This window comes from Methanomethylovorans hollandica DSM 15978, assembly GCF_000328665.1.
Taxonomy (GTDB): domain Archaea; phylum Halobacteriota; class Methanosarcinia; order Methanosarcinales; family Methanosarcinaceae; genus Methanomethylovorans; species Methanomethylovorans hollandica.
This window is the reverse complement of the sequence record NC_019977.1, coordinates 1,438,381-1,459,050: the sequence shown is the minus strand read 5'-3', so window position 1 is coordinate 1,459,050 and position 20,670 is coordinate 1,438,381. Positions and strand designations below refer to the sequence as shown.

At 41.4% G+C, this 20,670-nt stretch carries 27 protein-coding genes and 1 pseudogene; 23 read left to right on the top strand and 5 right to left on the bottom strand.

All coding sequences use genetic code 11. From position 1 onward, the window contains the following. Positions 1-559 precede the first annotated feature (559 nt). Positions 560-793, top strand: coding sequence for a DUF7557 family protein (locus METHO_RS07005; protein ID WP_015324841.1), 234 nt, complete (start codon positions 560-562; stop codon positions 791-793). Beyond that, positions 793-1,056, top strand: coding sequence for a type II toxin-antitoxin system RelE family toxin (locus METHO_RS07000; RefSeq protein WP_015324840.1), 264 nt, complete (start codon positions 793-795; stop codon positions 1,054-1,056). The genes METHO_RS07005 and METHO_RS07000 overlap by 1 nt, the downstream gene beginning before the upstream one ends. A gap of 459 nt (positions 1,057-1,515) precedes the next feature. Here the strand turns inward: METHO_RS07000 and METHO_RS06995 are convergent, their stop codons facing one another. After that, positions 1,516-2,685 carry an RNA-guided endonuclease InsQ/TnpB family protein gene (locus METHO_RS06995; protein ID WP_015324839.1) on the bottom strand — a complete coding sequence of 390 codons (1,170 nt, stop codon included), beginning with the start codon at positions 2,683-2,685 and terminating at the stop codon, positions 1,516-1,518. A 64-nt stretch (positions 2,686-2,749) separates the two neighbouring features. Between METHO_RS06995 and METHO_RS13660 the strand changes: the two genes are divergently transcribed. The 5 genes from METHO_RS13660 to METHO_RS06975 all read left to right on the top strand — a co-directional run bounded on the left by METHO_RS13660 (position 2,750) and on the right by METHO_RS06975 (position 5,619). Further along, positions 2,750-2,905, top strand: a complete 156-nt coding sequence (locus METHO_RS13660; protein WP_015324838.1) for a hypothetical protein — start codon at positions 2,750-2,752, stop codon at positions 2,903-2,905. 204 nt (positions 2,906-3,109) lie between these two features. After that, entirely contained in the window at positions 3,110-3,334 is a 225-nt protein-coding gene (locus tag METHO_RS06990) for a type II toxin-antitoxin system HicB family antitoxin (protein ID WP_015324837.1), read from the top strand. Beyond that, complete coding sequence (locus tag METHO_RS06985; protein ID WP_015324836.1) at positions 3,331-3,558, top strand: type II toxin-antitoxin system HicA family toxin; 228 nt, start codon at positions 3,331-3,333, stop codon at positions 3,556-3,558. The genes METHO_RS06990 and METHO_RS06985 overlap by 4 nt, the downstream gene beginning before the upstream one ends. Positions 3,559-3,869: 311 nt before the next feature. Continuing rightward, on the top strand, positions 3,870-4,880 hold the full coding sequence (locus METHO_RS06980) for a hypothetical protein (protein WP_015324835.1): 1,011 nt from the start codon (positions 3,870-3,872) through the stop codon (positions 4,878-4,880). Continuing rightward, positions 4,867-5,619 (top strand): hypothetical protein, encoded by a 753-nt coding sequence (locus METHO_RS06975; RefSeq protein WP_015324834.1) that lies wholly within the window; start codon positions 4,867-4,869, stop codon positions 5,617-5,619. Before METHO_RS06980 ends, METHO_RS06975 begins: the two co-directional genes overlap by 14 nt. On the opposite strand, the gene METHO_RS14405 is transcribed toward METHO_RS06975, so the two are convergent. Continuing rightward, a complete protein-coding gene (locus METHO_RS14405) occupies positions 5,599-5,832 on the bottom strand; it encodes a PIN domain-containing protein (protein WP_015324833.1) in 234 nt (77 codons plus the stop codon). The two genes, METHO_RS06975 and METHO_RS14405, sit on opposite strands and share 21 nt — an antisense overlap. Before the next feature lie 57 nt (positions 5,833-5,889). Then, a pseudogene (locus METHO_RS13315) lies at positions 5,890-6,098 on the bottom strand (transposase); the annotation flags it as partial. Between the two features lie 25 nt (positions 6,099-6,123). Here METHO_RS13315 and tnpB point away from each other — a divergent pair. Then, the gene (tnpB, locus tag METHO_RS06965; RefSeq protein WP_015324832.1) at positions 6,124-7,236 is read left to right on the top strand and encodes an IS200/IS605 family element RNA-guided endonuclease TnpB; all 1,113 of its coding nucleotides are present in this window, start codon (positions 6,124-6,126) and stop codon (positions 7,234-7,236) included. A gap of 47 nt (positions 7,237-7,283) precedes the next feature. On the opposite strand, the gene METHO_RS13980 is transcribed toward tnpB, so the two are convergent. Further along, positions 7,284-7,397 (bottom strand): ribbon-helix-helix domain-containing protein, encoded by a 114-nt coding sequence (locus METHO_RS13980; RefSeq protein WP_216594299.1) that lies wholly within the window; start codon positions 7,395-7,397, stop codon positions 7,284-7,286. A 713-nt stretch (positions 7,398-8,110) separates the two neighbouring features. Beyond that, complete coding sequence (locus METHO_RS06960) at positions 8,111-8,887, bottom strand: basic amino acid ABC transporter substrate-binding protein (RefSeq protein ID WP_015324831.1); 777 nt, start codon at positions 8,885-8,887, stop codon at positions 8,111-8,113. Positions 8,888-9,243: 356 nt separating this feature from the next. On the opposite strand from METHO_RS06960, the gene METHO_RS06955 reads away from it, so the two are divergent. The 15 genes from METHO_RS06955 (at position 9,244) to fpoM (ending at position 20,669) form a co-directional block, all read left to right on the top strand. Then, on the top strand, positions 9,244-10,362 hold the full coding sequence (locus tag METHO_RS06955) for an RNA-guided endonuclease InsQ/TnpB family protein (RefSeq protein WP_015324830.1): 1,119 nt from the start codon (positions 9,244-9,246) through the stop codon (positions 10,360-10,362). A gap of 77 nt (positions 10,363-10,439) precedes the next feature. Then, positions 10,440-10,889 carry an Lrp/AsnC family transcriptional regulator gene (locus tag METHO_RS06950; RefSeq protein ID WP_015324829.1) on the top strand — a complete coding sequence of 150 codons (450 nt, stop codon included), beginning with the start codon at positions 10,440-10,442 and terminating at the stop codon, positions 10,887-10,889. A gap of 117 nt (positions 10,890-11,006) precedes the next feature. Continuing rightward, positions 11,007-11,426: a DUF22 domain-containing protein gene (locus tag METHO_RS06945; protein ID WP_048831090.1), complete on the top strand. Its 420-nt coding sequence runs from the start codon at positions 11,007-11,009 to the stop codon at positions 11,424-11,426. 28 nt (positions 11,427-11,454) lie between these two features. Further along, positions 11,455-11,955: a hypothetical protein gene (locus METHO_RS06940; protein ID WP_048831089.1), complete on the top strand. Its 501-nt coding sequence runs from the start codon at positions 11,455-11,457 to the stop codon at positions 11,953-11,955. Between the two features lie 310 nt (positions 11,956-12,265). Then, a complete protein-coding gene (fpoA, locus tag METHO_RS06935) occupies positions 12,266-12,658 on the top strand; it encodes a F420H2 dehydrogenase subunit FpoA (RefSeq protein ID WP_015324826.1) in 393 nt (130 codons plus the stop codon). Further along, on the top strand, positions 12,646-13,197 hold the full coding sequence (gene fpoB, locus METHO_RS06930) for a F(420)H(2) dehydrogenase subunit B (RefSeq protein ID WP_015324825.1): 552 nt from the start codon (positions 12,646-12,648) through the stop codon (positions 13,195-13,197). Before fpoA ends, fpoB begins: the two co-directional genes overlap by 13 nt. Before the next feature lie 10 nt (positions 13,198-13,207). Beyond that, positions 13,208-13,684 (top strand): F420H2 dehydrogenase subunit FpoC, encoded by a 477-nt coding sequence (gene fpoC / locus METHO_RS14130; RefSeq protein WP_015324824.1) that lies wholly within the window; start codon positions 13,208-13,210, stop codon positions 13,682-13,684. 9 nt (positions 13,685-13,693) lie between these two features. Then, positions 13,694-14,818, top strand: coding sequence for a F420H2 dehydrogenase subunit FpoD (fpoD, locus tag METHO_RS06920; RefSeq protein WP_015324823.1), 1,125 nt, complete (start codon positions 13,694-13,696; stop codon positions 14,816-14,818). Positions 14,819-14,823: 5 nt separating this feature from the next. Then, positions 14,824-15,849: a F420H2 dehydrogenase subunit FpoH gene (gene fpoH / locus METHO_RS06915; RefSeq protein WP_015324822.1), complete on the top strand. Its 1,026-nt coding sequence runs from the start codon at positions 14,824-14,826 to the stop codon at positions 15,847-15,849. 4 nt (positions 15,850-15,853) lie between these two features. Then, complete coding sequence (gene fpoI, locus METHO_RS06910; protein ID WP_015324821.1) at positions 15,854-16,297, top strand: F420H2 dehydrogenase subunit FpoI; 444 nt, start codon at positions 15,854-15,856, stop codon at positions 16,295-16,297. Further along, positions 16,282-16,569 (top strand): NADH-quinone oxidoreductase subunit J, encoded by a 288-nt coding sequence (locus tag METHO_RS14295; RefSeq protein WP_015324820.1) that lies wholly within the window; start codon positions 16,282-16,284, stop codon positions 16,567-16,569. Before fpoI ends, METHO_RS14295 begins: the two co-directional genes overlap by 16 nt. Further along, entirely contained in the window at positions 16,559-16,861 is a 303-nt protein-coding gene (fpoJ, locus tag METHO_RS14290; RefSeq protein ID WP_015324819.1) for a F420H2 dehydrogenase subunit FpoJ, read from the top strand. The genes METHO_RS14295 and fpoJ overlap by 11 nt, the downstream gene beginning before the upstream one ends. Then, on the top strand, positions 16,858-17,160 hold the full coding sequence (gene fpoK, locus METHO_RS06895; protein WP_015324818.1) for a F420H2 dehydrogenase subunit FpoK: 303 nt from the start codon (positions 16,858-16,860) through the stop codon (positions 17,158-17,160). Before fpoJ ends, fpoK begins: the two co-directional genes overlap by 4 nt. Positions 17,161-17,162: 2 nt before the next feature. Then, positions 17,163-19,178 carry a F420H2 dehydrogenase subunit FpoL gene (gene fpoL, locus METHO_RS06890; RefSeq protein WP_015324817.1) on the top strand — a complete coding sequence of 672 codons (2,016 nt, stop codon included), beginning with the start codon at positions 17,163-17,165 and terminating at the stop codon, positions 19,176-19,178. Next, on the top strand, positions 19,179-20,669 hold the full coding sequence (fpoM, locus tag METHO_RS06885) for a F(420)H(2) dehydrogenase subunit M (RefSeq protein WP_015324816.1): 1,491 nt from the start codon (positions 19,179-19,181) through the stop codon (positions 20,667-20,669). It abuts the gene before it with no gap. The last annotated feature ends 1 nt before the right edge of the window (position 20,670 follow it).

The following is a 20,670-nucleotide window of genomic DNA, read 5'->3' as shown; positions in this document are numbered from 1 at the left end:
AATTGGGTTATTACATTTTGGAGATCTGCATATGCAGAAACTGTTTAACACGCCCGGATCTTTGTATCGCCGATGTAAAGACTCTACCGCTGCTGTGAAGATTCATTTATTTGTTTTCCGGGTTCAAGTGCATCTTTTTGTGATCTCTGTTATTGTTTTAATCCACATCCATTTGGTATTACAAATCCTATTTAACACAAAGCTGTAAGGGCATGAAGACGTAAAACTTATTTAGTTACTCTTTGCGCCTTGGCGTCTTAGCGCCTTTGCGTTAATAAAAATTGTGTACATACTTTATTAATTATAAAACAATATTATAATTTAATATTAATTTCTTATGTTCATTTTTTAGGTTCATTAATCTCTTAATGCAAATAATTTTAAACGCAAAATTGCAATGATCACATCCTTCAAGATAATTATCCCAAATGGAGGAGCATTATTTCATATCCCTGATGCCTGTGAATTTGCATTCAAATCCTTTTATAATGGACGAGTGGTTGTTTTTTCCATGTATAAAGAACAGGTATTTATGGTATACCTACATATACCATAGTATATGCACGCAACTACAATAAAAGTTGATCCAAAGCTGAAAGGTAGGCTTGATGATCTGAAACTGCATTCCAGGGAATCATATAATGATGTGATCGCCCGTCTGCTGAACATAGCATATGATAACGAGCCTTTGAGCGATGCAACCCTTGAAAGGATCGCAGAGGCTCTTCAAGACCTGAAAAAGGGGAAATACTACACCCAGGAAGCAATTGAAGCTGAACTGGGGCTTAGTTGATGTATTCCATCCTGTATTCTCCCGGAGCAAGAAGAGATTTGCAGAAACTTCCTACTGACGTAGCGAAAAGAATAGTCATTGCTATCAAGGAGATACAAGAGGACCCAAAAGCTCACGTAAAGAAACTCAGAGGATCTCCGGGATCTCCTTTGTATTCATTAAGGATAGGAGAATATCGTGTGATCATGAGCATTGACGGCGACAAACTAATTGTCTTCGTAATCGACATTGGTCATCGAAGTGTGATCTACCGCAAGCTCTGAGATCAATCCTACGTTCTGTAACGATGAAACGAAAGGGACATATGCAGATCTATATGAAAGCAGCAGTGATCAAAAGTTATAGTAATGTTACTATGCAGTAAGTATCTATAATCTGGATGATTTGCTCAATAGTTCTCCGGCTATGTTTGTTTCTTACTGATAGATCTTTAATGTGAAGCCGCAGTATCGCGGGGGCACAAACCTGTTATTCTTTTCTTTACTTCTTTGCGCCTTGGCGTCTTAGCGCCTTTGCGTTGAGAATATATTGTACAGATTTGTTACTGCAACTGTTTTTTAACGCAAAGCTGCAATGTCGTAAAGGACTGGTGAAGACACATATCTGTTGTTAACTATATCTTATAGCAAACTTCACGAATGCTACAAATGCTTAGTCAATTACCCCTCCCTGCCACGCTACAGCGTGTCGAGGAAAGGGCTTGCATGTCACTGATAATAATATCAGATCATCTCGTGCGTATGGGTGATTGACTGACACCCCTGAGATTCTAAGGTATACCTAAAATCTCGTGTTCTATGCTCTAAGTTACTTGCAGCATTAAGATCAGCATTCACCTCATAACCACAAATTTCACAATGGAATTTGAGGCTGTGTCGATTGTTCCTGCTAATATGATTACAGCGGAAACATGTCTGGGAAGTAAATGCAGGATCTACATATTCGGTAATAATTCCAGCTAATTTCGCTTTATACGCTACAAATGATTGCAGTTGTCTGAAAGCCCAACTGCTGTGATGGTACCGATGTTTCTTTGATATATTGTGTTCAGTTCGTGTTCTTATACCAGTCAGATCTTCAAACCCGATTACTGAAACATTGTTCTCTGCTGCAAATTTAACAATAGCTTTAGATATGCAATGGTTTACATCTTTCATTAGACGTTTCTCTTTACCAGCTAATTGTTTCATCACACTTTTAGCCGATGAAGTTCCCTTAGACTGTAACCTTGCTCTCATGTTCTTGTAGATATTTCTCTGGTTCTTAATCTCTCCACCAGCAAAAAACTTACATTTCTTATCGGTGGTAGATGCAACAGCCAGATAGTTCATACCAACATCAATTCCCATGAATGTAGAAGCATCTTCAGTTCGTTTATCGGGTATTTCCTGATATACGGTCAGATGGAAGTAATATGATCCATCATCATGTTTGACTACTTTCGATGCTCCAAACTTCCAGGGAGACTTAAAAAACTGCATTGCATAAGGGTAATTAACAAGTTGGTAGGTCTTCCTTCCACTGCTAAAAGTAGTTATACTAACTGAGTTTTCAGTTATAGTATAATCTCTCTTATACGACAATATCATCGATGTAGGAGAATATACTATCTTTTGCCAATAACTCAAACCTTGTTTAGCAAGTTCTACAATTGTTTTATAGGTACCAGCTACTTGTCTGGGTATATTACAACTAACCTGAGATTTCAAACCAAGTTCTTCTCTTAAGTGGTTGTAAACTAAAGGTTGTAACTTCCTAGCAGGTATTACTTTCTCATTATCAAAAACAATTTCAGAAACGTAGTTCATACCTTGTGCATATTTCTTTATGGTTTCTACTAGATCAAAATCAGGATCAGCTATTTTCAGTTGGATAGTTCTAGTAGATTCCATGCATAGTAATTCACACGCAAGTATTTATAGATAACATGTAAATATTTAGTTGTAATCGGTTAATATGCACGGCATTCCTCCCCCAGCTTCCGCAAGGGGACTCCTGCCTGTAGATGTTGAATACATTCAGGCAGCCCTTGAAAAAGCCAGATACGAAATTATTGAAGACGATGATCCCTATTATGGTGAAATATCAAGAGACGAATGGTTTGGTGAATGAGATCAAATTTGGTCGGATCATGTGAATAATAATCCACATGAGTTCTTTTTACGCGACATCAGGGCTATCGAACAGCATGGATCCATCAATGAACATTGAGAACATGCTCCATAATATTGCCAGCCGTATCCATACAATTCGCAGCATGCTCAGGAAAGGAAGTTTTTAATAGCAAGGTGTGGATATTAAAAATAAGGTGCAAGCATGAAGAAATACACATTACCTGTTGTAATAGAAAAAGATGAAGACGGGTATTTTGCGATGTGTCCGGCCCTTAAGGGGTGTTATTCTCAGGGCGATACATACGAAGAAGCACTTGAGAACATCAAAGATGCAATTAGGCTGGTCCTGCAGGATATGGAAGAATGTGAGGATCTTATTTCAGATATCAACTCATTCAGCCTGGTAGCCGTTGAGGTCACTGCATGAGTGAAAAACTGCCAAGGGTAACAGCTAAGCAGTTGATCAGAATTGTTGAAAGTCTTGGATTTCAGCTTGTTAGACAGTCAGGAAGTCACATGGTATTCAGAAATAATGATGCAAAAAGAATTGTAATACCCTACCATACTGGAAAGAGTTTGCATCCCAAGATCGTAAGTTCTATAATCAAAGATATCGGATTAAGCATTGAAGACTTTAAAAGAATGCTATAACATTTTTTGTTTTCTGTTATATATTCTGAAAATGCCAGATGACCTTTGAACAGATGTTGATGTTCTTCAGAATATTTATGCATTTTGTATCAAAACAACACACTGCTGCAGGCGGCACGTTTCATCTTTGCTACTTTGCGTTGAGAATATATTGTGCAGATCGATTAAAAATGAAGTTTATCGAAATCTTCTCTAGCTTATTATTACAGCTTATCTCTAGAGCCTATCAGTGATACCTATATATGCTCTTCATTAACAAGTGATATGTATTACTGATATCTTTATATAGTTATCACTATATAGTGATAACTATGGTAATGCAGCAAGCAGAAGAATACACAAATATCCGCGCATATGTCCGGGACTTTATAGGTATTCCGGAAGGCTTGGAAAAAGCCGATGTTGAAACAGACTTCGGGGATCTGCCTTTTACTCCTGACCTGCTGCTTAAAAAGGCTGATGTGGTTTATTTAATTGAGATAAGATCCAGGGTTACCATCGATACGATCTCACGGTTGAATCTCCTCCGTGACCTCTGGCTGCGCAACAAAAACACAGAAAAGATGCAGCTGGTCATTGCTGCTAAATATTTCCCCCAACGGGAAGAAAACCTTATGGAACAGCTGGACATGCAGGCAATAAAACTTCCCTGGTCATTAAAATCTGAAAGCAGGGAGCAATACACACCCACAGGCCAGAGGATAACATCTGAAAAGGCATGGAAAGTGATATCCCGCCTGCTCAAAGAGAAAAAAACCTCAATTCGGCAGCTCTCACTTCTGGAAAACGTGTCCTACGGATGGGCATACAAGACCATCAGAACATTGATGCAGCAGAATATCGTTAAACAGGAAAATAACCATGTAAGCATTTCGGATGTGAACAAGCTCCTCAATGGTGTTGCATGGGAAAGGCCGTTTTCCAATCTCAGGCTCGGTGAAATACGGATCAATTTCGATGAAGCTGCAGTTGCAGCAAAAGAGATAACATCAGCCTTTAAGGCCCAGGATGATATGCCCTTTGGGTTCACCTCATACACTGCTGCAGCACTGTACACTGGTTATGGTGTACGTCATGATGCTGTATATCTTTACATGAAAAGAGAACATTTAGACTATTTCAGGGAACTTTTTAAGTCCAGCTCGCAAAAAGGAGTTTTAGTGCTTATCTACCAGCATGACAGAGAACTTTTTCAGAACACCCGGGAAATAGAAGGTATCAGGATAGTATCACCGGCTCAGACGCTGCTTGACCTTGCAGGCATGGGTTATTCTGCAATGGATGTGACAAAACAGATGGTTTCAGAGTATGGCACAATATGAGCCCAGCCAAAGAATAATTGCACTATCTCTGGCAGAGTTAAATGAAATTATACAATATCTGCGAGAAAAGTATGATGATGCTGGACCTAAGGCAGTACTCATAGGGGGTTGGGCAGTAGATTCCTATAATCCCTGGTTCGGATCTATAGATATCGATCTGGTCACAAATAGCCGGACACGTAAAGGAATAATGCATCATCTGAGAGAAAAAAGAGGATTTGAACCATACAGGCTTCCAGGCCTATCCACAAGCGTGCAAAAGTTGACAGAAGCCGGTCCTATAATCATTGATTTTGCCACGTTGCAGAAGCCCTATCTTTTTGAAGGAATTGAAGACATATTTATGGACCTGCACATCCTTGAAGAAAATACGGAAATGAGAAATATCCGTGGCGGCATCGAAGTAGCTGTTCCCAACAGAGTAACATTATTGGTGCTTAAACTGAAAGCAATATGGGATCGACAGTACCGGATAGATCATGACCTATGTGACGATCTGCTTTGGGAAACAGGAAAGGTCGTAAAGGATCGAGCTGATGTTCTGGCATTACTGGATCCGGAACACGGAGGAAGAGATTTGAATATATATGTACTCGGTAAGTTATTTAGAAATTATCCTTTCCTTGAAAGATCCTTGATCTCAGTGTACGAAACAAATGAAGGCATAGAGAAATACGGCAGGATATCACAAGGTTTTGCCAGGAAGATTATTGAACAACTATTGTCTCTGACACGTTAGAATCATTTCACCGAATACGCTTTCACCGACAAATCTCTGTACTGATCGGAAATCATGAGCATTTCTACATCGTTTTTTGTATTTCTCGACTTCCTCAAGTAAAAATTTAGATGCAAATAACTTTAAATGATCATTGTAGATAAGTGGAAATGTCTTTCCTTTCGCTGCTATTAATGCAGGCAGGATAATATTTACATCAATGAAAAACTCCATTTATAAAAAGCAGCGTAAAACCCCTGAGTCTTTAGCTCAGGGGATATAAGCGTACACTCATCCCTGATTCCGAATGTAATATTCCATAGCTTCCTTACTAACATTTCCAATGGTGGATACAAAATATCCATCACTCCATAATGTGTTTTCTCCCCAATAATGCTCACATATATACTCTCTTTTTGCTTTCCATAATCGGTGAGTAGACTCCTGTTTCAGCCTTATGATATGGATAGTACACTAATTTTTACCAAAAGCTGTATATGTTGTTAAAGCATATAATACCTTTGTATGCTGAAAGCGTTCAAGTTTAGACTATATCCTACTCTTACCCAAGCTGTGCAATTGAATCAGCACATAGGTAGCTGTAGGTTTGTCTACAATTGGGCGTTAGACCAGAAAATCATAACATACGAACAGACTGGAAAATCTGTTTCCAGATTCGATTTGAACAAGATGATTCCTGCATTGAAAGAATCTAACAAATGGTTAGGAGAAGTTAATTCTCAGTCATTGCAAGGCATGACAAAGCAGGTTGAATCGGCTTTCACTCGATTCTTTAGAGAGAAAAATGGATTTCCTAGATTCAAATCAAAGAAGAATCCAATACAGTCTTTTCCAGTACCACAGCATTACACGGTGAACTTTGACAACAATACTGTGAAACTTCCCAAGATTGGAGAAATCAAAGCTGTACTCCACAGAGTTTTTGAGGGAGAACTTAAAACAGCTACAGTATCAAAGTCATGTAAAGGATATTACTATATCAGCATTCTTGTTGAGGATGGAAACGAAATTCCAGTAAAGCAAGAGTTCTCAGATTCCACTACGGTTGGAATAGATGTTGGTATCAAAGATTTTGCTGTACTCTCTACTGGTGAAAAGATTGAGAACCCAAGACACTTGAAGAACTCCTTACAACGATTGAAGGTATTACAAAAAAGAGTATCAAAGAAACAAAAAGGCTCTCAGAATAGAGCAAAGGCTAAACAAAGGCTTTCATCACTCCATGACAAAATAGCAAATCAGAGAAACGATTTCCAGAATAAACTATCTTTTAAACTGATTAGCGAGAACCAAGCAATAGCATTGGAAACTCTGAATGTTAAAGGAATGATTAAGAATCACAACTTAGCACAATCAATAGGCGATTCAGCATGGAGTAGCTTTGTAACAAAACTGGAATACAAAGCTGCATGGTTGGGAAAAACTGTACTGAGGATTGGACAGTTTGAGCCATCTTCAAAGCTCTGTAGTATGTGTGGATACCATAACAAAGAGCTTCAATTGAGAGATAGAGAATGGGAATGTCCAGAATGTGCTACAAAGCACGATAGGGACATCAACGCTGCTATCAATATCAAGAAATTTGCTCTCATCGACCAAAATCTAATATGTCTTTGAGCACCGTAGGAACTACGGGAAGAGCCTGTGGACTTGTGAACGATAGTTCAAGGAATGAAGCAGGAAGCCACTCGGTCTTTAGCTGAGTGGTAGTTCACATCAGGGAAAACATCCATCTCTTTTTTAAGTTCATCGGGGAGAGAAACAGTGAATCTTTTCATAACATCACCAATTACATATAGTTATGCACTTGCATATATTTCTATTGGATCTCCACAACATTGAGTGGGTAAATTCTTAAGGTATTTGGAACAAAAGCGTTTTCTGATTTAGTGACCAGGTCTTGGCGGTATTGACAACTATGTTACATGATGCATATTCCTAAATTCAGTAGATACTTGTATACAGTGCATTGTTATTTTATAGGGGATTGGTGATGTATCGGTGCTGCAATTACCCACACGATGTTGAAGAGAACCTTTCTATTTAGTGATTTGCTACCTTTTCTCCACTTATTTACTGCAAGCATCCGCAGCACAAAGAAGCCAAGGTTCAAAGAAACAAAGAGTGTGGCAGTCCTGGCTTCTTAGCGCCTTTGCGTTGATAATAATTGTGTACGTATTTTACTAATTATAAAATAAAATTATAATTTAACATTAATTTCTTTAGTTGATTGTTTAGGTTCATATTAATATCTTAATGCAAATAATTTTAAACGCAAGGACACAAGGGCGCAAAGCTTGCTATTTGCTCCTTAGCTTCCTGTCATTGATAAAAAATTGTATCAATCGATCACAAAGAGATTGATCGAAATCCTCAATATGTTTTTAAGTTCAGGTTCTAATTAGAAGATCCCTATAAGGAGTTAACCGGACCTGGACAGATCTGGATAAAAATTATGGCATGCAACAAAAGTCGCATGCAACTGGAAAATTCAGAAGTACTTTGTCATTATCTGATCGTATGTTCCGTCCTGTTTGACGTTTTCAAGACCCTGGTTGAGCATAGTGAGAAGTTCAGTGTTCCCGCTCTTTACTGCAAAACCATACGAATCACTTGTAAGTTCATCATCCACGATCTTTATGACGCCCGGATTCTGGCTCATAAAAGCCTGGGTCACTGGCAGATCATTTATGGTAAAGTCTGCACGTTCGTTCTGGATGTTCAGAATTATATCGTTCACATGTGCAAGATAGATTATATCTCCGATCTTGCCTTCAGCTTTTAGCTTTTCAGCTTCATGAGAGCCGGTTGAACCCTGCTGTACGGCAGCGACCTTGCCCTTGAGGTCATCAACACCTTTTATCTCTTCATTGCTGACAGCAACCGCAAGGGCCAGCCCCGCATTGATATAAGGTTCGGTAAAGTCTACAGCGTTTTCACGCTCTTCTGTGATGGTCATGCCTGAAGCGATCATGTCGATCTGCCCTGACTGCAGAGCCGGTATCAGCGCATCGAATTCAAGATCCTTCCATTGAACTTTGAATCCCTGGTCTGCAGCTATGGCGTTGATGAGATCAACATCAAAACCAACTATATTCTTGCTATTGTTTTCTTCAGCATATTCGAATGGAGGGAAATAAGGTTCTGTACCAACTACGTATGTTTTCTGGGTACTGTTTGCTCCAGCATTCTTGTCCGTGCATCCTGAGGTCGTTACCAGGACCGCAATCATCAGTCCTAATACTAGGAAGTTTAGTATTTTTTTCAAAATAGATCACCTGGCCTTTTTTAAAATAATAGATAATAAGCATAAAAGGCATCTATTAATAAGGCTTTCGTTTTTTGCATGACTGAAATTTTCGGTTGTGTATATGAACAACTGATATGTTTCTGATATAAATTTAGATTAATTTTTAAAGGAGAAGCAAAATATCTCATTTAATTATAAAATAAAAAAGAAGTTCATTTAAAATTCCTGGCAGCATTTTGCTGCCTTATGCATATTCATATTTTCACATATTTTCACGATTAAGCAGGCAGGAAGCCCACGAGCTTTAGCCGTGGGAGGAATGCCGTATCTGCTACACGATAACTACATATGCATTGAAGTATTATATCAATACTATGCTACTAACTTTGAAAGCTAAACTCTATCCTGCTGTAGAACAGAAAAAGAAGTTAGTAGATACTATGGAACAATTTAACAATGCATGTAATAGCATTTCAAAAATAGCATTTGAACTGAAATGTTACAATAAGTTTAAGCTCCAACAGAAATGTTACTATGATATTCGTAAAGAGTTCAATCTTCCAGCACAGTTAGCGATTAGAGCAATTTCAAAGGTCGTTGAATCTTATAAGATCGATAAGACGTGCTTGCATCTTTTTGATAAGTTTGGTGCAATTGTCTATGACCAGAGAGTGTTATCTTTTAAAGGACTTGATAAAGCAAGCATAACAACTCTAGAAGGCAGAATCGTTGTTCCGATGGTATATGGTAGTTATGCAAAGCTGAAAATGAGTAGGATAAAAGGACAAGTTGACCTGATATATATCAAAGGGGATCTGTACCTATGCATTGTTGTAGATGTACCAGAAGAAATACCTTTGACTCCAGAAGGAGTATTAGGTGTAGATATGGGTGTTGTTAACATTGCAACAACCAGCGATGGAGTGATCTACTCCAGCGATAAATGCAATGAAGTGAGAGAACACTTTTCTAAGCTAAAGTCAACTCTTCAGAGTGTTGGTACAAAGTCAGCTAAACGCCACCTGAAGAAAATATCGGGCAAGGAAAGACGTTTTAAAACTAACACCAATCATATTATTGCTAAACAAATTGTTCAGGTAGCTAAAGACATGAATAGAGCAATTGCTGTAGAGGAACTGACACATATTCGCTCTAGGACTACTGTTAAGAAAGCACAGCGTGAACAATTCGGGAAATGGGCTTTCAGTCAACTTAAGCTCTTTTTAGAATATAAATCAAAGTTAATAGGAGTGCCTTTTGTATCAGTTAACCCAAGAAACACTAGCAGAGAATGTTCTGTATGTGGATACATAGACAAGAACAACAGAACTTCTCAGGCAGAATTTAAGTGTTTAGATTGTGGTCATACTGAACACGCCGATTATAATGCTGCTAAAAACATAGCAGCAAGGGCATTAGTCAATATGCCTATAGCGGTCTGCCCGAAAGGGAATTTGAATCGCAAGCCAACGCCTTTAGTCGTTGGTTATTGACAGCTCATGTTACATTGATTTCTTATTGCTGGCCGAAAGAAAACTATCATATACCATAAACTATTAAATATATTAATATGGACGATCTAGACTTTGCTATTTTGGAACACCTCACACATAATTCCAGGATTCACAGCACTGAAATAGCCAGCAATCTCGGGCTTGCTACATCTACTGTTCACAAAAGGATCGAAAAACTTCAGAGCAGCGGGGTTGTCAAGCAATTCACCATTTTGATCGATCCTATGAGCATCGGGTTAAATGTAACTACCTATATAGGTCTTAGAATAGAACAGAGTAAAAGGATAAGTGTGATCAATAAACTCAAGAATATCAATGATGTGCTTGAGATCTATGAACTTCTGGAGCCTTATGATCTTCTGTTAAAGGTAAGGACCTGTGATATCCATTCATTGAAAGAGAATGTTATCCATGTACTAACCAACATAGATGGTGTGCTTGAATCAAATAGTCTTCTCACTACTAAATGTCATAAAGAGAAAACGTGTATTATGTTAAGGAAATGAGCGTTCATACATATTTTTTACATCTTGTTTTTTCTGCCCACCATATGTAATGATTATTAATGAAGTTTTCTCGAAATCTATATGTACTATAATAGACCAACTATTCATGGTGATGCAATGAAGCAGGAAATAGTTCAGGTCGTTTGTCGTGAGAACGGTGACATCAAGTGTAAGAAAATAAGCGCTGCAACATACGAATTCACCATCGCCACAAGAGCAAAGTGGGAAATGGTGATAGCCACAGAGGATGCAGACATCAGGGCAGGTGAGTTCAAGAAACTGCGTGTGAAGGATATCAGTATCGAGCCTGACACGATCGCCATACCTTGCACATTTACTCACCATGCGTTCGTTTCTCTCATAAAGGTGGGTACAGATGGAGGTGCCAAGCCGGTGGACACTGAACGCACTATCACATATGCTTATGTGCTGGGGCAGGAGTCCGGAAAAGTGCACAGTGGCGATCTGCTTGCAGTGCTGAACATATTCCCCATAATGTTTACCCGGGAAGCCATGAAGCCGATATCGATTACTTGATAAGTTGAGGATAATCAGGGGTGACATGATGGAAACATGTGTTATATGCGGGGGTGAGCAGGATTCCCGTCATTTTAAGGATTATAATATCTGTACAACATGTGCAGATATCATGGAAGATGTGATGGGAGAATACTTCATACAGACCATCTGGAAAAGGGAACCTAAGGCGCATAAGGCCTATCTGCAATATCTGGATCACACGATAAGATATATATCGGACTACAAAAAGCTCACAGATAAATCTGAAAGCCATATCCGGCATGTAGCCAGTCGTGTGCAAGGTGCCCTTGAGAGCAATGCTGCTCCCCTTAAGCAGAAATACTTCACACACATGCAAATGGTACTGAAGTGGCTTGAAACAACGCCACATTTCTACCATTACTATTTCAAGGACTATTATGTGTGTCCGAATTGTGGCTCTTCGATCTTTGAAAAATATGTGCGCACGGATGTAGGGCACTGGATGATAGTTTCCTGCTCCGAATGTGATACTTTGATCAAAAAATACTATTCTCCTCAGCTCTAATAATGAGCTGAGTTTTTTGTATATTTTTTGATTCTCTGTGTGCTCTGCGCCCTCTTGCGGTTCAATTAAGATGCATTTCTTCTGCAGAACCTTTGTCTATGGGTTCACACCTTTTAGTGTAATGGCGATGTCTGCATGATAAAAACATAGCTAAAAAGGCTAATTGCAACTTGCCATAACACAAAATTTAATAACCTTTAACGTATTCTGAACCAACATTCATTGAGAATAGGTTACAGTATACTCTTTTTCATAAAAAAAGAATTATACAAATAACCTGTATATTGTTGTAATCTTCAGGTGAATCACTATGTCAGGAATAATCGATGTTAGCAACATAATCTACAGTTACATTCCGGTTGCGATAATTCTAGTAGTGGCGCTTTTAATGCCTCCGGTGACCATGCTTCTTGTGAAGCAGTTAAGTCCGAGGAGCAAATCTCCTGTAAAATATGAAACATATGAGGCGGGTTCCGTTCCCACTGGGAGTGCGAGGATCCAGTTCAATGTTGAATATTACTTGTATGCCATTGCATTTGTCTTGTTCGATATAGAGGTCCTTTTTTTGTATCCATGGGCTACTATTTTCAGAGAACCAAGCATAACGACTATAGCAACCATTGAAATGCTGATCTTTATTTTCGTTGTATTGTTCGGATACTTATATCTTATCAAGAAGGAGGCACTTAAATGGCAGAAGTAGAGCCTGTTTCCACTAATAATAAAGATGACATGCAAGAAGAGATACCAGGTGTCATGACCACAAGCACTAGTGCTATCAGTGACTTCTTAAAGAAGACAAAAGCACAGGATATCATTAACTGGGGAAGGAAAAACTCTCTCTGGTTCACTGTAAATGCTATGGGTTGCTGTGGTGTGGAATTGCTTTCCACAGGTATGGCACACTATGACACCGATCGTTTTGGTATCATTCCAAGGAACTCTCCCAGGCATGCCGATGTACTGATCATCAGTGGCTACGTGACAAAAAAATATTTCCCTGCACTTAAGAGGGTATGGGATCAGATGCCAGCACCAAAATGGATTATAGCCTTTGGAGACTGTGCGATCAGCGGCGGCCCATTTTACGAATCATACAGCACTCGTCAGAACATAGATGAAGTTTTTCCGGTAGACATATATGTTCCGGGCTGTCCCCCAAGATGCGAGGCTCTTATCCAGGCGTTTTATGAACTGCAGGAGAAGATAACCGCAAAGAAGGACAAGGGTACTGAATACTGAGGTGATCATAATGGATGCTAAAGCTATGATAGATTCCCTTTCCGGTCAGTTCCCAGGTGTCATCTACGATGCACAGGTGGAATCTGATATCAGGATCCATGTCAAGGTAAAGCCTGAGAGCGTGAAGGATATATGTCAATATCTCAAGGAAACACTTTCTTTCGGACATCTTTCTTGTGAATTAGGTGTCGATTATCCTGACAGGAACGAGATTGAAGTGGTATATGTTATCGGTTCTTATGAACATTCGGTACTGTTGACTTTAAAGGCCGTATTGCCACGGGATAATCCTGAAGTCGAGTCCGTTGTTTCTGTATACTGGAATGCCAATTGGTATGAAAGAGAAACGTACGAACTTTTTGGTGTTAAATATCTCAATCATCCGAACCTTCGGCCTCTGGTGCTTCCTCAGGAACTGCTTGGTGAATGGCCGCTCAGAAAAGATTACAAAGGTTTCCCCAACAAAACAGCCAGGAATCTGGTATGAGGTTTTATTATGTATGATGAAGTTGGACCTTCTGAAATGATAGTGCATATGGGCCCACAACACCCTATGCTGCCGGGCCCCTTCAGGCTCAATGTAAAGCTGAGGGGTGAGACTGTTATAGATTCTGAAGTAGAGGCCGGATGGCTCCACAAAGGGATCGAGAAAATACTTGAGAGCAAGACATACCTGCAGGGCATAACGATCGTGGACAGGATATGCTATCTTGCTGCTCTGACCAACGAAGAAGCCTATGTTGGTTGTGTGGAAAAACTTGCCGATATAGAAGTACCGGAAAGGGCACAGTACATTCGTGTGATCATGGAAGAGCTTTCCAGGCTACAGAGCCATTTGCTGGGCATGGGAGAATATGCTTCTTTTGTTGGTTTTGTGAGCATGTTCATGTATACCATCAAGGAAAGGGAAGATCTTATGAGTGTTATTGACTCTGTTACAGGAGCACGCATCACGCATTCTTTCCTGCGCTTTGGTGGTGTAAAGGATGATCTTCCCGAAGGTTTCGCGGATGATGTAAAGTATGTCTTTGGGAATCTGAGAAAGGCCATTGACACTTATGAGGAGCTGTTCAGTACAGATTCCATATATAAGGCAAGAACAGTGGGTATCGGTACGCTTACAGCCGAGGTTGCGAAGGATATCGGAGTATCCGGACCTCCGCTGCGTGCAACTGGAGTTGCCTTTGATATCCGTAAGGACGAACCTTATCTTGTTTACAAGGACCTGGATTTCAAAGTATGTACCCAGACGGCAGGGGATGTGTTCGCCCGGGTGCAGGTGCGCCTTGATGAGATGCGGGAGAGTATGTACATAGTAGAGCAATGCCTAGATCAGATACCTAAGGGACCTATATTCCCGGAGGGAACTGCCTATGGACGCAGATCCCCTGTCATGAGGATACCGGCCGGAGAAGTGTTCCACCGTGTGGAGGACCCAAGAGGTGAAATGGGATTCTATATGGTTTCTGACGGTTCTGATAAACCGTATCGTGTCAAGATCAGAGGACCCGTATATCCTACATTGCAGGCATTACCCCCACTTCTGAAAGGGGTGCCACTTGCTGATATTGTGGCAATTGCCGGCAGCATGGACACATGTACAAGTGAGGTTGACAGGTGATAATGATGGAAATACCAGAAATTCTTTTCAATCCCTGGATACGCGGCATTCTGGGACTTTGCCTTATGGGTGCTATATTCATGGGTGCAATGTTAGCTGTTTGGTTCGAGCGTAAACTATCGGCTGACATTCAGCAGCGTCATGGTCCTAACAGGGTCGGTCCCCATGGAATTTTCCAGCTGGTAGCAGATGCAATAAAATTGTTCACAAAGGAAGACATTATACCTGCTAATGCTGATAAACTTCTCTTTGTCTTTGCACCGATAGTCCTCATGGGATCCGTTTTCCTGATGCTTGTGGCTATTCCTTTCGGCGCTGTGATCATAAATGGTAATACTTATCCCATAGCAGCCACTGATATGGATATAAGTATTCTTTACATTGAGGCTGTGTCTGCTGTTTCTGTAATTGGTATTTTTATGATAGCATACAGCTCAAACAACAAGTATTCCCTGTTGGGCGCATTCAGAAACTTCGCACGTATGATCGGTTATGAGGTTCCCCTTGGGATCTGTATCGTAAGTGTGGCTATAATGGCAGGGTCTTTGAATATTGTAGACATTGCACAGGCTCAAAGTCCATTATGGTTCATTATCATGCAGCCCCTTGGGTTCATAGTGTTCTTTATAGCTCTCATGGCGGATATGGGTCGCCTGCCTTTTGACCAGAACGAATCCGAGGAAGAACTCATTGCCGGGTGGATCACAGAATACACAGGTATGCGTTTCGGTCTTGGTTTCTTCGCAGAATATATTCACCTGATACTTGGGTCCATGCTTGTGGTCCTGCTGTTTTTGGGTGGATGGAACCTACCTGCAATGCTTACCTCTAACATGCTCCTTGGGATCATCCTGCCCACAGCCTTCTTCCTGGGCAAGGTAGCCATAGTTATATTGGCGATCATAATGATCAGATGGGCTGTTCCCAGGTTCAGGATCGATCAGGTAGTAGACCTGAGCTGGAAGAGGCTTTTGCCCCTGTCTTTACTGAATCTGGGATGGGTCATATTACTGGCCTTGCTGGGAGTGTGACAATATGGTTCTAAAAAATATTAAAAAAGCATTAAATCATATTTATTTCAAGCCCACGGTAACCAGGATGTGTCCGGAAGAGCCCACCAGGCTCGCCGATAGGTTCAGGGGTCTTCAAAGGCTGGATAAAAGCAAGTGTATAGGTTGTGGGATATGTGCTAACACCTGTCCTAACAACGCGATCAAGATAGTCAAGGCCAGGATCGGTCCAGACAGCAGCAAGAAGAGATGGTTCCCATCTATCGATGTCGGGCATTGCCTGTTTTGTGGGCTGTGTATAGACCAGTGTCCTAAAGAAGCTCTTTCAAGCACCAAGGTATACCTGACAGGTGTCATTAGATGGGAGCACAATGATCTTCTCTTCACGCCGGAAATGCTGGCAAGAGAGGTTGACATAAACGCTGAAAAAGAAGCTGGTGAGGAGGTAAGCAGATGGACACCTCAATAATTGCAGATGTTCTGGAAATAATTGTATTTGCTGTAATGGCCCTGTTAGCCATATCTTTCGCCCTGTTAGTTGTCACAGCGAAGGATATAGTCAGGTCTGCATTGTCCCTGATAGCTGTCATGTTCGTCGTAGCAGGTTTGTACATACTGCTGAATGCCCAGTTCCTTGGGGTCATTCAGGTACTAGTGTACGTGGGAGCTATCGGTGTACTGATACTGTTCGCGGTCATGCTCACGAAAAAGCAGTTTGGAAGTGATAAGGATGCTGAATAAACATTTTACTGTTATGCAGATCCTGACTGCAGTGTACAACTTCTTCAGACCGCGTATAGCAGGTATGATGGTAGCTATTCTTTTCCTTGCAATAGTTCTCATATCAGTAGGCTTTACCAACTGGAACACTGTGGATCAGATCCCGCAAAACGCTATGGACCAGAGTAACATTCAGGGAATAGGTATGTTGATATTTACTGACTTTGTTATACCATTTGAAATACTTTCGATAGTATTACTGTCTACCCTTATGGGAGCTATCTACATGGCAAAAGGAGATGGTACCGAATGATACCATTATTTTATTATCTTGCACTTTCAGCGATCATATTCTCAATAGGTCTGTTTGGATTCATGACCCAGAGAAGTGGTATCAGAATGCTTATGTGTGTGGAGCTTATGCTGAACGCTGCCAATATCAATCTGGTTGCATTCTCAAGCTATAATGCAGACCTTACGGGGCAAGTATTTGCTTTGTATTCTATTTCTCTTGCAGCAGCTGAGGCAGCCATTGGTTTCGCGATCCTTATGTCCATCTATAGAGTAAGGGACATGATCGATCTTGACAAGATCAATGTATTGAGGTGGTAAAAATGGCGATAGAAGACATGGCATTTTTAATACCTGTACTTCCGGCACTGGCGTTTTTGCTCACGTTCTTCCTGGGCAAGAAGCTGCCAAATGGCGGAGCTATCATCCCCATTATTGCTATCTTTACCTCGTTTATAATTTCATTGATGATCACACTGAACCTGTTGCAGAACCCGGGTCTGGTTGTTTCTCAATCATACAACTGGTTTGCCATACTTAATGTGGGTGTCCTTATTGATCCCCTGGCAGCTGTGATGCTGTCCATGGTTACCTTTGTCAGTTTGCTCATCCACATATATGCTGTTGGCTACATGTCCCATGACAAAGCTCAGCCCAGGTACTTTGCAGAGACAGCCCTCTTCACAGCTGCGATGCTAGGAGTAATTCTTTCTGATAACATTCTTCAGTTCTTCATATGCTGGGAACTTGTGGGTCTGTGTTCTTACCTGCTCATTGGCTTCTGGTTCGAAAAACCATCAGCAGCTTCTGCAGCAAAGAAGGCTTTCCTGACCACAAGGGTTGGTGACGTGATGTTCCTTGCAGGTATCATCCTGCTATTTTCCGATATCTTCAGGATATACAATGGTTCCATACCCGAAGGCGTATATGTTCTGAGGTTCGATGAGATCTTCACTCACATACCTGAAATAGCAGCTCTCAATACACAGATCTTCGGATATGAAGTAAGTCATCTGACAATTGTAACTCTGCTCTTCTTCGGAGGCGCTGTGGGTAAATCCGGTCAGTTCCCTCTGCATGTGTGGCTGCCGGATGCAATGGAAGGTCCGACTACTGTTTCTGCTCTTATCCATGCGGCAACGATGGTTACAGCCGGTGTATACCTGGTTGCAAGGACATTCCCCATGTTCATTGCAGCTCCCCATTCACTGATCATAGTTGCATATCTTGGAGCCTTCACCGCTCTATTTGCGGCTACCATGGGACTTGTCATGAACGATATTAAGCGTGTTCTGGCATTTTCCACTATCAGTCAGCTTGGATATATGATGCTTGGACTTGGAATGGGTGCAGTCATCGGAGTAACCGCAGTGGGAGATTCACTGTTCCACCTCATCAACCATGCATTCTTCAAGGCACTTCTCTTCCTGTGCGCAGGAAGTGTGATCCACGCAGTTGGAACTCAGGATATCCGTCAAATGGGTGGCGTGAAGAAGGTCATGCCTATAACATTCATAACCATGCTCATTGCTTCTCTGGCTCTGGCAGGTTTCGGTATCCCGGGCACTTCTATTGGTGTAAGTGGTTTCTTCAGTAAGGACCCTATAATCGAAGCAGCATACCTCTTCGGTGAGTCCACAGAAAACTGGTTGCCCTATTTATTCTCGATAGTCGCTGCCTTGCTTACATCTATCTATATATTCAGGTTGATCTTCATGACCTTTACAGGTAAGCCAAGGACCAATTACGGAGGGCACGAATCTCCATCTGTGATGACCGTTCCCCTCATGATATTGGGTGTTCTGGCACTTGTCTTTGGTGCAATCACAAAGACAGGCTTCGGAAAATTCCTGGAAGAAACATTTGCCAACAACTTCGTTAACATGGATATCCATGCACTTGCAGAGATCGGTAAGTATCATCTGGCATCACACGGTGCCGGAGGCGAGCCCTTGCTGATCCTCTGGATGCCTGTTATCGTTGCCGTGGCAGGTCTGTTGATCTCATATCTTATCTATGGTATGCGGATCATTGACATGTCCAGCATTGTTTCCAGGAAGAATCCTGTCTACAAGCTGCTTTACAACAGGTACTACCAGAACTCTATCTTTACGCAATTCCTTGCAGTTAAGGTTATATACGAAGGTCTTGCACTTGCCGGAAGAGCGATTGACAGAGGCTTTGACTGGACGGTCAATCTAATAGGTCACATATTCACCGAAGCCTCAGATGGTCTGAGAGTACTTCAGACAGGTGTGGTACAAAACTATGCCACTTCAGTGGTAACTGGTGTCAGTTTACTTATAATTCTCGTTAAGCTGATCCTGGAGGTATTCTAAATGGCAATACCCATTCTATCTTTAATAGTACTGATCCCACTTTTATTCGCAGTACTTACTCTACTCACAAAGACTAAAGAACAAGCAAGGGTTTTTGCCCTATTCTCATCAGTTGTGGTACTGGCACTGAGCATGTTCACGTACTTCAATTTTGACAGTACGACATCTCAGATGCAGTTCCAGGAATTTGCTCAATGGGTGCCAAGCCTTGGGATCAATTATCAGCTGGGTATAGATGGCATCTCCATGCCACTAGTTCTGCTGAACGCTATAGTCATACCCTTGCTCATACTGTTTACATGGAATGATGACAAGAAACAGCCCAACAGATTCTATGCTCTGATACTTGCAACTCAGGGAGCTGTTATAGGTGTGTTCTTAGCGCTTGATTTCTTCCTGTTCTACGTGTTCTGGGAACTGACCCTGGTACCGCTCTTCTTTATGGTGAGCATCTGGGGAGGGCCCGGGAAGCATAAGGCATCGATCAAGTTCTTTATTTACACACACGTGGGTTCACTTGTGATGTTGCTGGGTATATTTGGCCTCTATTTCGCCGCCTGGAAACAGACAGGTACTCCGAACATGGGTATTGAACATCTGCTTTCACAGTTCCAGTTCATAGCCAGCGGAGTATCTCGTGATCTCATATTCGTGGCACTGTTGTTCGGTTTCCTGGTGAAGATCCCTGCATTTCCGTTCCATTCCTGGCTGCCTGATGCATACGTTGAAGCACCTACCGCAGGCAGTGTGCTCTTCGTTCTGCTTAAGATAGGCGGTTACGGATTGTTCAGGGTAATCTTGCCTATACTACCCTTCACACCATCCATGAACCTTATGATCGCTATCATGGCAGCGCTTGGTGCAGTGAGCATCCTTTACGGTGCTTTCCTTGCGCTGGCACAGAAAGATCTCAAACGCATGGTGGCATATTCCAGTGTAAGCCATATGGGCTATGTAACGCTTGGAGCTGCAGGTGTTGTCTCTCTCTCAGTTTCAGGAGCCATGTTCCAGCAGTTCTCACATGGACTCATCATGAGTATAATGTTCATGGCGTGTGGGGTCATCAACAATGCAACGGGTACCAGGATCATCAATGAACTTGGAGGGCTTGCCAGAAAGATGCCAAAGCTTGCTGTGATCATGATGCTGGCTTTCATGGCCTCACTGGGACTTCCGTGGCTTACAGGATTCATTGCAGAGTTCCTGGTGCTGACATTCACATACATCAATCAGCCCACTTACGTGATCATAGCTATACTGGCCATAATCATCACAGCGGCATATCACTTGTGGGCAATGCAGAGAACAATGTTCGGCGTATACAATGAGAAGTTCGGGGCTTTGAAAGATATTTCCGCATCCCAGACATTCTCAATGGCTGTCATTGCGATACTGATACTTTACTTTGGACTGAACCCCAGTCCGGTGCTGGATATGATGATAACAAATTCCGAAAAACTGGTCAGCCTGATGGCTGTTGTGGGGGTGTGAT